We start from the raw sequence: 12,443 nt of genomic DNA on the forward strand, positions 1-12,443 counted from the left end.
GCCGGTGGCGGTGACTGACGTCTTTGCGCGACGGGCCAAGCTGTCGCGCTCGGTGCGGCTGCTGACCGAGTTCCGCTATGAACAGCCGGACCCGGCCCGCTTCTACGGAGCGCTGGCGGCCGATACCGCGGCGATGGTCGGCGACCTCTGGCTGGCCGCCCGCGGCGAACCGCCGACCGGCCGCACCCTCCTCGACGTCGGCGGCGGGCCGGGCTATTTCGCCGAGGCCTTCGCCCAGGCCGGTGTTCGCTACCTCGGCGTCGAACCCGACCCGAGCGAAATGCACGCCGCCGGTCCCGCGGTGGCGGGTGCGACGGATACGTTCGTCCGGGCGTCAGGCATGGCGTTGCCGTTCGCCGACGACTCGGTCGACATTTGCCTGTCGTCCAACGTCGCCGAACACGTGCCCCGGCCGTGGCAGCTCGGCGCCGAGCTGCTGCGGGTGACCAAGCCCGGCGGGCTGGTCGTGCTGTCCTACACCGTCTGGCTGGGCCCCTTCGGCGGCCACGAGATGGGTCTGACCCACTATCTGGGCGGCAAGCGGGCGGCCGCACGGTATGCGCGCAAACACGGACATCGGGCAAAGAATGACTACGGGTCGTCGTTGTTCGCGGTGTCCGCCGCCGACGGGCTGAACTGGGCCGCCGACACCGGGGCGCTGCTGGCCGCATTCCCCCGCTACCACCCGCGATGGGCCTGGTGGCTGACGTCGGTGCCGGTGCTGCGCGAGTTCATGGTGAGTAATCTGGTGCTGGTCTTACAGCCGCAAGAATGAAACATGTTCTCGTTTTGCCCCGGCTTATGTAGGGTGGCGCCATGGGCGACATAAAGACCGAATACGACAAGCTTTTCATCGGCGGCAAGTGGACGGCGCCGTCGACCTCTGAAGTTCTCGAGGTGCGCTGCCCGGCCACCGGCGAGTACTTCGGCAAGGCGCCGGCGGCAGCGGCGGCAGACGTCGACGCCGCGGTCGCCGCGGCCCGCGCCGCGTTCGACAACGGCCCCTGGCCCTCGACGCCGCCGAAGGAACGCGCGGCCGTCATCGCCAACGTGGTCAAGCTGATGGAGGAGCGCAAGGAGCTGCTCAGCGCGCTGCTCGCCGGTGAGACCGGCCAGCCGCCGACCACCATCGAGACGATGCACTGGATGGGTTCGATGGGCGCGATGAATTTCTTCGCCCGCCCGGCGGTCGACCAGGTCAAGTGGCGCGAGATTCGCAACGGCTCCTACGGGCAGACCATCGTGCACCGCGAGCCGATCGGCGTCGTCGGCGCGATCGTCGCCTGGAACGTGCCGCTGTTCCTGGCGGTCAACAAGCTGGGTCCGGCACTGCTGGCCGGCTGCACCGTGGTGCTCAAGCCGGCTGCCGAAACCCCGCTGACCACAAACGCTCTGGCGGATATCTTCGCCGAGGCCGGCCTGCCCGAGGGTGTGCTGTCGGTAGTGCCCGGCGGTATCGAGACGGGCCAGGCGCTGACGTCCAACCCGGGAGTCGACCTGTTCACCTTCACCGGCAGCTCGGGCGTCGGCAAGGAGATCGGCCGTCGTGCCGCGGAGATGCTCAAGCCCTGCACGCTGGAGCTCGGCGGTAAGTCGGCGGCCATCCTGCTCGAGGACGTCGACCTGGCGTCGGCAATCCCGATGCTGGTGTTCTCCGGAATCATGAACACCGGGCAAGCCTGCGTGGGCCAGACCCGCATCCTGGCACCCCGCTCGCGTTACGACGAAATCGTGGACGCGGTAAGCCAATTCGTGCAGGCGCTACCGGTCGGTCCGCCGTCGGACCCGGCCGCCCAGATCGGTTCGCTGATCTCGGAGAAGCAGCGGGCCCGCGTCGAGGGCTACATCGCCAAGGGCATCGAGGAGGGCGCCCGCCTGGTGTGTGGCGGCGGCCGCCCGGAAGGTCTGGCCAACGGCTTCTTCGTGCAGCCCACGGTGTTCGCCGACGTCGACAACAAGATGACGATCGCCCAGGAGGAGATCTTCGGGCCGGTGCTCGCCATCATCCCCTTCGACAGCGAAGAGGACGCGATCAAGATCGCCAACGACTCGGCCTACGGCCTGGCCGGTAGCGTGTGGACCACCGACATCGCCAAGGGCATCGAGATCTCGGAGAAGATCCGCACCGGGACCTACGCGATCAACTGGTACGCCTTTGATCCCTGCTGCCCGTTCGGTGGCTACAAGAACTCCGGCATCGGCCGCGAGAACGGGCCCGAAGGTGTCGAGCACTTCACCCAGCAGAAGAGCGTGCTGATGCCGATGGGCTACACCGTCGAGTGATAGTCGCGGGCCGCGGCACGCTGGCGTGACGCTCGACGCGAAAAGGCGCTAGCGCCCGACGAAGTGGGCGTCGCGGCGCTCGATGAACGACTGCACGCCCTCGGCGGCGTCCGCACTGGCGAAGAGCTCGGTGACCACGGGCCGCAGCCGCTCTATCGCCGCGGCTTCGCCCTCGACATGCGCCAACTGCGCGGACGCCAGCGTGGCGCGCACACCCAACGGCGCCGCGCGTTCGGCGATGGTGTGCGCGATGTCGCGGGCCCGGGCCAGGGCCGCCGCCGCGTCGTCGGCCACCTCCTGGACCAGCCCGATCCGGTGCGCCTCGGCGGCGTCGAATTCGTCGCCGGTGAGCAGCCAGCGCATGGCGTTGCCCCAGCCGGCCGCCCGGGGCAGACGGATCGTCGCGCCGCCGAACGGGTACATCCCGCGCCGCACCTCGAGCTGAGTGAACCGGGTGTCGGCGGCGGCGACGCGGATGTCGGCGGCCAACAGCAGCTCGATGCCCAGCGTCATGCACCGGCCGTGCCCGGCAGCGACCAGCGGTGTTGTCCACGCGCCGTCGAGGCGCCACGGGTCCCGGCCGTCGTCGGGGAAGGGATTCTCCCCGGACGCGATGCCCGGGCCGACGTCCGCGAGATCGAGACCCGCGGTGAAGTGGTCGCCGTGGGCGAACAGCACTCCCGCGCGCAGCGACTCGTCAGACTCCAGCAGGGCATAGGCGCGGGAGAGATCGGCGAGCATCGAGCGGTCGAACGAGTTGCGTTTGTGAGCTCTGTTCAAGCCGATCAGCAAAACGTGGCCGTCACGCTCCAGGGTCACCGTGTCGAGGGCGGGAAGGATCTGCCCAGTCGGGCTGTTGAACGTGGGTGCCATCGCCCCAGTGAAGCTCACCGGCAGAAATTATGCAATAAGGCATAATCCTTACGGTTTGCTAAGCTTCGAACTAGACAAGAAAAAATGACCTACGTCACACATTTCCCTGGTCTGCGAGTTTAGTACCGCTAACAAGTTGCTTAGTAGACCAGTGTCTTATATGATTCTCAGCATAATCATGAGCCGCCGGCCCCGGCGCATGAAAGCAGGACTAGGCCGGGAGAAAATTATGTGGATATCGAGCTCAACGTCGCCGGCTATCGATTCACCCGCGAGGTGCCCGACCTGAAACGCCGGTCGTTCCGGTTCAGTCCGCGTAATATGCACTGGCCGGTATCGCGGCATTCGCACGCTGCATGACGTCTGCCCCAGGAGGTACGAAAGTGCCGACCAAGAGCGATATCGCGCCGCAAGCCACGCCGAGGAAGCGCGGCGGCACCCGGACCAAGATGCTCGTCAGCGCCGCCGAAGTGATGCGCGAGCGCGGGGCCGCCGGGGTCACCATCGACGCCGTGCTGGCGCGCAGCGGCGCCCCGCGCGGTTCGGTCTACTACCACTTTCCCGAAGGGCGCAACCAGATCCTGAGCGAGGCGCTGCGATTTTCGGGGGATTCCATCACCGCCACCATCGATGCGGCCGCCGAACACGGCGCCAGGGCGTTGCTCCGTGCGTTCATCCGACTCTGGGAGCGTCTGCTGACTGACGGCGACTTCCTGGCCGGCTGCCCGGTGGTCGCGGCCGCGATCACCGCGGACGAGACCGATCAGGATCTGACCAACGAAGCCGGCATGATCTTGGGCCGGTGGTGCACGGCATTGACCCGGGCCTTCATGAATGACGGATTCGACCACGACGACGCGGCCTCACTGGCGGTGATGTCGATCTCCGCGCTAGAGGGTGCGATCGTGCTATCCCGCTCGACTCGCAGTGTCCGCCCGCTCAGTCAGGTTGGCGAACAGCTCGAATTCCTAATCAAGGCAAGGGAATTCGTTACCCGGAATGGAATTCCGGGTAAGTAGGACGGCTAACGGCCCAGCCGGGGAATCTCAGTCGCTCGCCGGTAGCGGCTTGACCTCTTTGAGCGCGAGCGCGGTCTGCCCGATGCTCAGGCTTCCCGCCCCCAGCTTGGTCACCAGCACCTCGGCGCCGGCGTCGTCGACATACCGCTTGCCCATCACCGTGCCGTCGGAGAAAGCCGGGTCGAGCTCGCCCGAGCGCTCGCCGCCGATCGGCACCATCGGCACACCACCGCAGCGCAGGTCGTCGAGGCTGTCGGCGCTCCTGACGACGATCACCTGGGTGTCACACACCTGGCTGGCGAGGCGGGTTCCGTTCTTAATCATGATTTTTCGTCCTCTGCTTACTACTCGGCCGGTGCGGCCTGCAATCCTTCGATGATCTCCCGGCGGAGCACCTTGCCCGTGGGTGTGGTCGGCAGCTCGTCGCGAAACACTACGCGGTCGGGGGTACGCGAACCGCGCAAACTCTTGCGGACATGCTCGCGTAATTCCTCGGGATCGGGGTCGACGCCGGGCCGCGGCACCACCACGGCGACGATCGCCTGTCCCCACTGCGGGTCTTCGACCCCGACCACGGCGACATCGCGCACGTGCGGATGCTCGACCAGCACCTCCTCCAGCTCTGCGGGCGCGATGTTCTCGCCGCCGCGGATGATGGTGTCGTCGCTGCGCCCGCCGATGAACAGGTAGCCCTCATCATCCAGCATTGCGATGTCTTTGGTTGGGAACCAACCGTTTTCGTCGAGCACCGAACCGATCCCGGTATAGCGGCCGGAGACCTGCTCCCCGCGCACGAAGAGCTCACCGGTCTCACCGGCGCCCAGTACCTTGCCCTGGTCATCGCGGATCTCGATCTCGATGCCGGGTACCGGACGCCCGACCGAACCCAGCCGCTTGACGGCGGCGGATTCCGACGCCGATTGCGCGGCACGATGGTCGTCGGGCGTCAGCACCGCGATCGTCGAACTCGTCTCGGTCAGCCCGTAGGCGTTGACGAAGCCGACACCCGGCAACAGCTCGAGCGCCCGGCGGACCAGGGGCAGGCCGACCTTCGACCCGCCGTAGGCCAGGTTGCGCAGCGACGAAAGCTGATGGCCGCCCGTCTCGAGCACGGTGACGACGCGGTCCAGCATGGTCGGTACCAACGTCGCGGTGCTCACCTGCTCGGCGCCGATCAGCCGTACCCATTCGCCTGCATCGAAGTTGGGCAGGTAGACCATCTTGCGCCCGGCATACAGATTCGACAGCGCGGCGCCGACCCCGGCGATGTGATACGGCGGCACGCAGATCAACGCCGCGTCTTGTGCTCCGGCCGAATCGAATTCGACGGTTCCGGTGACATAACTGGTCAAGTTGTTGTGTGAGAGTTCGACGGCCTTGGGTTGCGACGTGGTGCCCGAGGTGAACAGCACGATCGCCACGGAGTCCGGATCGGGAAACTCCGCAGCGGGTTCGGCGTTGCGCGCGGCCGTCAGGAAGTCGTCGGATCCCACCACACGCTTGGGCGAGTCGCCGAGCATGTCCCGATAGCGGCTGTCGACGATGACCAGGGGTTGCGGCAGGCGCTCGATCAGCGCCTGGATGCCGTCGGCGGACAGCCGATAGTTGAGCGGAGTGAACGGCAGCCCGGCGCGCGCCGCGGCGAAGATCAGCACCGGCAGCATCGCGCCGCCGACGCCCACATAGGCGACGTGCTGGGCGCCCGATTCCGCGATGACCCCCGCGCCGCCGTCGGCCAGATCGCTGAGCTCCTGCGTGGTTAGCCGCAGGTCACCAGAGACGACGGCGGTGCGATCGGGGTTGCTCGACGCAGCCATCTCGAGAAGCAAAGAAATGCTCACGCTGGAAGGTTCTCCGGTATCAACACGTTACAAAGCTGGGCAGAAGTGTCATGCTCGACTGTAGTTTAGATCACGCGGCTATCTTGCCGCCCAGCGCCGTCGACCTGGGCCAGCGGCGAGTAACGCGCCTGTCGAGTCTCAGGTGCCGGTCCATTGCGGCGCGCGCTTCTCGGCGAATGCGATCGCGCCCTCCTTGGCGTCATTCGAGGAGAACACCGGAGCCAGGTGCGTGTTCTGCTCGGCGAACATGGTGTCGGGACTCCAGCCGCGGGACTCGACGATGATTTGCTTGGTGGCGGCCACCGCCAGCGGCCCGTTCGCGGCGATCTTTTCCGCCAGCGCGATCGCGGCGTCCAGCGCCGAACCGGGCTCGGCTAATACGTTCACCATCCCGAGGGCGTGCGCGCGCTCGGCGCTGAGGTTCTCACCGGTCAACGCCAGCTCCATCGCGATAGCGGACGGGATGCGCTGCGGCAGCCGCAGCAGCCCGCCGCCGCCGGCGACCAGCCCGCGCTTGACCTCCGGGATGCCGAAGGCCGAATCCTTGGACGCCACGATCAGGTCGGTGGCCAGTGCCAACTCGGTACCACCGGCCAGCGCATAGCCCTCGACAGCCGCGATCAGTGGCTTAACCGGCGGACGCTCGGTGAATCCCATGCCGCGGCCCTCGACGATGGGCAGTTCGCCCCGGGCGAACGCCTTGAGGTCCATGCCCGCGCAGAACGAGCCGCCCGCCCCGGTGAGGATGCCCACCGAGAGGCCGGGCTCGTCGTCGAGCCGATCCACGGCCGCGGCCAGGCCATTGGCGACCGCGGAGTTGACCGCGTTCTTGGCCTTGGGCCGGTTGATCGTGATGATCAGGATCCGGCCGCGTTGTTCGACCAGAACCTCGGGTTCGTTGACTTCTTCGTTCCCAGTGCTCACGGTGCTACGAGCTCCTTCGACTAGCAGTAGTAACCAGTGGCTGTTTGAAGACCGATGGTAGCCGCCGGCAGAAATGGCATTGGCACCAGCAAAGAATCGGGTTACCCGGATGCGGCGGCCGGGCCGGTCAGGCCGGCGCCATCGCGACCTCAACGGGCGTCAGCTCTTCGGAAAGCCCTGCAGCCCTGCGCAATTCAATGAAGTCAGCGACCATCGCCTCGGTGACCTCGTGCGGGTCCTTGACGGTGGCGCCGTCGGACAGCACGGAAATGTTGAGCTGGTCGACGTAACTCCACACGGTGATGTTGAGGCCGCTGCCGGCGGTCAACGGCCCCACCGAATACACCTCGGTGACCTGCGCACCGCCGACCCGGCCGCGCTCGCGGGGCCCCGGAACATTCGAGATCGGAATGTTGAGCACCTTGTTCTGGCCGTCGCGGCCCGACGCCCAGCGGAAAAACGACTCGGTGGCCAGCGGCGGCATGTAGTTCGACCACCGGCTGATCAATTCGGGGCCAACCAGATGGAAGGCCTCCTTGGCAGAGTTGGCGTTGTCGTGGCAGGCCTGCAGCCGGGCCAGCGGATCATCGAGGTCGGCCGGCAACGCCACCATCATCCCGGTGAAGTAGTTGCCCGATATGCGTTCGGGTGAGAAGTCGAAACTCGCCGGAACGGAGGCCAGCAGCGGTTCGGCCGTGCCGTCATAGCGCAGCAGCAAGGTGCGCAACGCTCCGGTGGACATCGCCAGCACCACGTCGTTGATGGTTGCGCCGCAACGCTTTCCGGTCTCCTTGATGTCGGCGAGCGCCAGGGTGGCCGTGGCGAAACGGCGTTCCGGGGTGATCCGGTGATTGAGGAAGGTGGGCGGCGGGGTGAACGGCATCGTCAGCTCCGGCGAGAGCTTGCGTGAGCTGCGCCGGACCCGGCCGATCCCTTGCGCCGTGTAGCGGAAGGTCCCGGGCAGTTTGCGGGCTTGGCGGAGATGATCGAAAAAGGCCGAGCGCACCAATTGCGGTTTGGTGGGCGCGGGGTCGGTGACCTGGGGGCCACTCTCCGGCGTCGGCAACAGGTCCATGCCCCGGGCCATCAGGTTGGCCGACGCGACACCGTCGGCCAGCGCGTGGTGAATCTTGCCGACCACCGCCACCCGGTTGTTGGCCAGACCTTCGATGAAGTACATCTCCCACAGCGGATAAGCGCGGTCCAGCGGCGTGCTGGCAATGCGCCCGATCGCGTCGTCCAATTCGCGCCGCCCGCCCGGCTCGGGCAGCCGCATCGGGCGAATGTGGTAGCTGAGGTCGACCTCGCAGTGCTCCCGCCACATCGGATGGTGGAACTTCCACGGGATGTCGACGAGCTGATACGTGAACGGCTCGAGCTTGTTCAGCCTGGCCCCGATGACCTGGCGAAACGAGTCGATGTCGAAGTCATGGCGATCCGGGTCGATCTCGACGACGGCCACCTTGATCGTGTGCATGTGCACGTTGGGGGTCTCGCTGTACAGCAGTACCGAGTCCCAGCCGCTCAGCCGTTTCATCGCTGCCCCTTCCCCTCAAGGGAGGACCTTACTCAGCAGCGAAGCTAGATGACCTCTTTTGCCCTCAATCTGTGCCTTGGTGCGATAGACCTGGTTGAGGAACAACGAAGTCGCGTGCGCCGCCACGCCGGCACGCTCACCGTCGATCAGGTCGAAGCCGTGTCCGGCCCCGGGCAACTCCAGGTAGCCAACCATCGAATGCGAGACCGCCCGCAGCCGCTCGACAAAGCTGCGAGCCTGCTCGACGGGGATCACGCTGTCTTTGCTGCCGTGAATCACCAAGAACGGCGGAGCATTCCGGTGCACCCGCGCAATCGGCGACGCGTCGCGGAACACCTCGGGGTGGCGACCGATGGACTTCTTGACCACCACTCGCTCCAGGAAGTCGACGAACTGATCGCGCTCGCGGGTGGACCGGTCCTCCCAGTCGTAGCGACCGTAGATGCCGACCACCGCGTCCACCGAGCTGTCGGCGCCCTCGGGCAGCCGCCGCTCGAACTGCGGGTCGTCGGGGGTGAGGCCGGCCAGCGCGGACAGGTGCCCGCCGGCCGAACAGCCTGCCACCGCGACGAATTCGCGATCGCCGCCGAATTTGTCGACGTTGGCGCGCGCCCACGCGATTGCCGTCTTGACGTCGGTGATGTGACGCGGCCAGCGGTGATATGGCGCCGCCCGATAGTCGATCGCAAGGCACACCCAGCCCTGCTCGGCCAGTCGCGACATCAGCGCAGTCCCCTGCCCCATGCTGCGGCCGTGCACCCAGGCGCCGCCGGGGACGAAGATCAGCACCGGCGCGGGTTGGGCCGGCAAATCCTTGCGTCGCCACACATCGAGCACCTGGCCTGGCTGGTCCCCGTAGTGGACCGCCCGGCGGTACAGGTAGCGGCGCTGTCGCAGCGCATCCAAGATCGGCGGCGTTTTGTCGGCCACCGGCCATTCCAGGTCGAGATCCGCGGCCGCGACGACTCCGCGCAGGGCGGCAACGGAGACGTCGTGCATGCTTTCCCGGTCCCGGCGGCGCTCCTCGCTGACGCCCGGCTTCCGCCAGTCCTTGCGCAGCGTGGCAATTGCCTCTGGCGCAAGTCGCGCGCCCCAGACCCCCATCGCGGTCAATCCGCCGAGCGGCTCTAGGTGCTTTCCCACTACCGGCAGCGAAGCACCGGCAACGCTTAATGCCAGCGCATAGTCACCGGGACGCGCCCGCAGCAACCATCTCAAACACGGTGTCATGCTCGGGACCCTCGCCGTCATGTAGGGGACTGTACCCGCACGTCGTCGAGGGAAACTGACGATTGCGTAGAAGTCCTAAAGATGTCGCAGAATGGTCCGGAACAACGTTTGCTGAATTGCCGAAATTGCAGTTCTTAACAGTGTGTTTGCCTTCGCTACGCTAGGCGCGGCGGCGCGCCACGGCGAGCCGAATTGTGTAGCAGATAGCGCTCATCCCGAACAGCGTCGCGGTGAGCAGCAGCCACCGACCCAGGAAGGGCTGCTGGGTTTGTCCGGTCGCCGCCTGATAGGTCGGCCCACCCTGCTCGATGATGCCGGGCAAGAAGATCAGCAATGTCAATCCAGCCCCCAGAGCCGGAATCCGAATATAGTTGCGGGCGAGCACTTTTGGATGGCCGCGAGCCGTTCGCCGACTCGCGGGAAGCGCCCGGTCGGCCAGCGCGTAGAGCGGGAAGAGCAGCAGATCATGGGCAACCACGGCCGCGGCGAACCAGACGGCGATCGACTGCCACCAGCTGCCGGGGTTCCACAGTGTCGCCGGTTTGAAGGTGGCCAGGATGTAGCCCAGTAGGGCGAACCCGGACACCATCGTCAGCAGGTGCAGCGGGCGGGACCCGTAGATCGCAGTGAAACGCGCTGAGAACCCAGGCATTTCAATCGCCTTCGAATTCTATGGTCGACACCCATTTGGTGTTGTGCACACCGGGCAGCGCGGGAACGATGATCCGGGCCGGATAACCGTGGTCCAATGACAGATCGGCGCCGTTGACCCGTAGTGCCAGCAACGCGTCGGGATCGCCAATCTGGTTGGCCTGCAACGTCGCCTCCCCGAATGCACCGCCTCGCTGCAGTGACACCACTCGCGCCAAGCGCGGCCTGGGCACGCCCGCGAGGCGGGCCAGCTCGGCCAGCCGCACCCCGCTCCAGGTCTGTACGGTCGACCATCCCTCGACGCACGCGATCGGCAGGCGTGCGGTGGTTTGCGGCATAGCGGCCAGCCTGGCGCGGTCCAGCGTGATGTGCGTGGACCCGCCGCGCAGCATCAATGACCAACTCTCGCTGACACTTTCACGGCTGATTCCGGCGGCGGCGGCAGTCTTGTTGACCGGGAAATCACCCCTGCCCCGCCCCCGCGGCAGCAGCAGCGCGGCATCCCGGGCAGACCCGCCGACGGTCTGGCCGACGGTGAGTGCCGCGATCAACAAGGCGCCGCTGCCGACCAATGCCAGGGCGCCGCGCCTGCTCATTGTCGGTTCGGCCGGATCGGTGGCCACCAGGGCGTCGGGGTCGGCTGGCTGGGGTCGGGTGTCGGCGCGGCTGGTGCGCAACACCTCGCGCAGCGATAGCGCCCGTAACCCGGTGATCATGCGTGGCAGCTTGATCGCGATGTGCATCAGAAATCCGGTGATGAAGACCCACGCTCCAAAGTAGTGCGCGGTGTAGAAGCTGAACCCGAAAATGTAGTCGTACTGGATGTTCAGCACTCCGGTGACGATCTCGAACAGGATCCCGCCGACGAGCATCACCAGCGACAACCGCTCCAGCAGTTGAGCCGCCGAGCGCGCCGGCGGCCAGACGAACAGCCGCGGGATGACCGACCACAGCTTGGCCAGCACCACCGGGATGATCACCAGCCCGAGCCCTACGTGGATGCCCTGGGTCAGCCGGTACAGCCAGGACGGACGGGTAGGCCAGGCGAACAACGGCAGCCGCAACCAGCCGACGTCGGCAGGGATGGCTTGGCCGAATTGCGGCGCATAGGCGATGTAAGACAGCAGCCCGGTGATGGTGATCAGCGGCAGTGCCACCAACAGCACCAGCCCGAACACCGACGTCAGCCACGGGCCGCGCAGTGGACTGCGGAACCGGGCGAGCAAGCCGCTCACGGTGCGGCCAGACTCGCAATCACCCGGCCGCCGATCAGCCGAACACCGCTCAACGTCAGGCCCACTTGCGCCGCAAGGGCGGCGGCGCTGTCCACTCCGACCGATGCCCAGCGGAACCAGGGCCCGACATCGCAGGCCGACTCCAGCCGCACCCAGCGCGCCCGGATACCGATGGCATCGGCCTCGAACTCGGCCACACAGCGCCCACCGTGGCGCAGCAGCTCGGCGGCGCGACCCAGAATTCGCCGAGGGTCCCCGCCGAGGCCGACGTTGCCGTCGACCAGTAGGACCGTCTGCCACCGGCCCATCCCGGGCAGCGGTTCGAATACGTCGCCCAGCAGCGCCGGTGCGCCACCGCGACCGGCCAGCCGAATCGCGGTGGCGGACCGGTCGATGCCGAGTGCGGGTATCCCCCGCTCGAACAGCCGAGCCACCAATCGCCCCGGCCCGCAACCGAGCTCGATCGTCGGCCCGCTGCACATCTGCGTGACGGCCTCGTCGAAGACCTCGTCAAGGGCATCGACCAATCCGCCGTTCGAGGGACATCGGGCGCCGAGCCAGCGGTGTGCCGGCAGAATTCGAACCTCGCCGTCCTCATGACGAATCCAACATCGCTCGCCGCCGAGTGCACGCTCGTAAAGTTGCCCCAGCATTTCACGTCCCTCGCGTCGTGCACGATCGGGCGCACCTGCGGGGCGCCAGCATATGAATCACTCCGATCGATACCCCGATACCGCGCCGGTTAACCACGCCGATCAACGCTGGGCATTCGACAGGACGAATTGCGTCACGCGGATCATTCGGAGCCGAGGCGAGCTTGGATGGCTACGGATGTCGGCGAATGCGAAAC

The 12,443-nt window shown here is 66.7% G+C and carries 12 protein-coding genes; 3 read left to right on the plus strand and 9 right to left on the minus strand.

Annotation, left to right across the window (positions count from 1 at the left end):
* Nucleotides 1-4 precede the first annotated feature (4 nt).
* Nucleotides 5-775 (plus strand): class I SAM-dependent methyltransferase, encoded by a 771-nt coding sequence (locus H7K34_RS22455; protein WP_264064207.1) that lies wholly within the window; start codon nucleotides 5-7, stop codon nucleotides 773-775.
* Nucleotides 776-816: 41 nt separating this feature from the next.
* Nucleotides 817-2,283, plus strand: coding sequence for an aldehyde dehydrogenase (locus H7K34_RS22460; RefSeq protein WP_264064208.1), 1,467 nt, complete (start codon nucleotides 817-819; stop codon nucleotides 2,281-2,283).
* Nucleotides 2,284-2,331: 48 nt separating this feature from the next.
* Here the strand turns inward: H7K34_RS22460 and H7K34_RS22465 are convergent, their stop codons facing one another.
* On the minus strand, nucleotides 2,332-3,156 hold the full coding sequence (locus tag H7K34_RS22465; RefSeq protein ID WP_264064840.1) for a crotonase/enoyl-CoA hydratase family protein: 825 nt from the start codon (nucleotides 3,154-3,156) through the stop codon (nucleotides 2,332-2,334).
* Nucleotides 3,157-3,605: 449 nt separating this feature from the next.
* Between H7K34_RS22465 and H7K34_RS22470 the strand changes: the two genes are divergently transcribed.
* On the plus strand, nucleotides 3,606-4,175 hold the full coding sequence (locus H7K34_RS22470) for a TetR/AcrR family transcriptional regulator (protein WP_264064841.1): 570 nt from the start codon (nucleotides 3,606-3,608) through the stop codon (nucleotides 4,173-4,175).
* 27 nt (nucleotides 4,176-4,202) lie between these two features.
* On the opposite strand, the gene H7K34_RS22475 is transcribed toward H7K34_RS22470, so the two are convergent.
* From H7K34_RS22475 to H7K34_RS22510, 8 genes are all read right to left on the minus strand, one after another.
* Entirely contained in the window at nucleotides 4,203-4,499 is a 297-nt protein-coding gene (locus tag H7K34_RS22475) for a hypothetical protein (RefSeq protein WP_264064210.1), read from the minus strand.
* 20 nt (nucleotides 4,500-4,519) lie between these two features.
* Entirely contained in the window at nucleotides 4,520-6,016 is a 1,497-nt protein-coding gene (locus H7K34_RS22480) for a class I adenylate-forming enzyme family protein (protein WP_264064211.1), read from the minus strand.
* 138 nt (nucleotides 6,017-6,154) lie between these two features.
* Nucleotides 6,155-6,940 (minus strand): crotonase/enoyl-CoA hydratase family protein, encoded by a 786-nt coding sequence (locus H7K34_RS22485; RefSeq protein ID WP_264064212.1) that lies wholly within the window; start codon nucleotides 6,938-6,940, stop codon nucleotides 6,155-6,157.
* Between the two features lie 127 nt (nucleotides 6,941-7,067).
* Nucleotides 7,068-8,477: a WS/DGAT/MGAT family O-acyltransferase gene (locus tag H7K34_RS22490; RefSeq protein WP_264064213.1), complete on the minus strand. Its 1,410-nt coding sequence runs from the start codon at nucleotides 8,475-8,477 to the stop codon at nucleotides 7,068-7,070.
* A 15-nt stretch (nucleotides 8,478-8,492) separates the two neighbouring features.
* Complete coding sequence (locus H7K34_RS22495; RefSeq protein WP_264064214.1) at nucleotides 8,493-9,728, minus strand: alpha/beta hydrolase; 1,236 nt, start codon at nucleotides 9,726-9,728, stop codon at nucleotides 8,493-8,495.
* 139 nt (nucleotides 9,729-9,867) lie between these two features.
* Nucleotides 9,868-10,359: a hypothetical protein gene (locus H7K34_RS22500; protein ID WP_264064215.1), complete on the minus strand. Its 492-nt coding sequence runs from the start codon at nucleotides 10,357-10,359 to the stop codon at nucleotides 9,868-9,870.
* A 1-nt stretch (nucleotide 10,360) separates the two neighbouring features.
* Complete coding sequence (locus H7K34_RS22505) at nucleotides 10,361-11,593, minus strand: molybdopterin-dependent oxidoreductase (protein WP_264064216.1); 1,233 nt, start codon at nucleotides 11,591-11,593, stop codon at nucleotides 10,361-10,363.
* On the minus strand, nucleotides 11,590-12,246 hold the full coding sequence (locus H7K34_RS22510) for a class I SAM-dependent methyltransferase (protein ID WP_264064218.1): 657 nt from the start codon (nucleotides 12,244-12,246) through the stop codon (nucleotides 11,590-11,592). The genes H7K34_RS22505 and H7K34_RS22510 overlap by 4 nt, the downstream gene beginning before the upstream one ends.
* Between the last annotated feature and the right edge of the window lie 197 nt (nucleotides 12,247-12,443).

Source organism: Mycobacterium montefiorense (assembly GCF_025823255.1).
Classification (GTDB): Bacteria; Actinomycetota; Actinomycetes; order Mycobacteriales; family Mycobacteriaceae; genus Mycobacterium; species Mycobacterium montefiorense.

Bases quoted from the DNA above. Each gene is read 5' to 3' on its own strand.
- H7K34_RS22470 (WP_264064841.1), top strand. From the start codon at position 3,606: ATGCTCGTCAGCGCCGCCGAAGTGATGCGCGAGCGCGGGGCCGCCGGG.
- H7K34_RS22465 (WP_264064840.1), bottom strand. From the start codon at position 3,156: ATGGCACCCACGTTCAACAGCCCGACTGGGCAGATCCTTCCCGCCCTC.
- H7K34_RS22490 (WP_264064213.1), bottom strand. From the start codon at position 8,477: ATGAAACGGCTGAGCGGCTGGGACTCGGTACTGCTGTACAGCGAGACC.
- H7K34_RS22510 (WP_264064218.1), bottom strand. From the start codon at position 12,246: ATGCTGGGGCAACTTTACGAGCGTGCACTCGGCGGCGAGCGATGTTGG.
- H7K34_RS22495 (WP_264064214.1), bottom strand. From the start codon at position 9,728: ATGACGGCGAGGGTCCCGAGCATGACACCGTGTTTGAGATGGTTGCTG.
- H7K34_RS22460 (WP_264064208.1), top strand. From the start codon at position 817: ATGGGCGACATAAAGACCGAATACGACAAGCTTTTCATCGGCGGCAAG.
- H7K34_RS22475 (WP_264064210.1), bottom strand. From the start codon at position 4,499: ATGATTAAGAACGGAACCCGCCTCGCCAGCCAGGTGTGTGACACCCAG.
- H7K34_RS22500 (WP_264064215.1), bottom strand. From the start codon at position 10,359: ATGCCTGGGTTCTCAGCGCGTTTCACTGCGATCTACGGGTCCCGCCCG.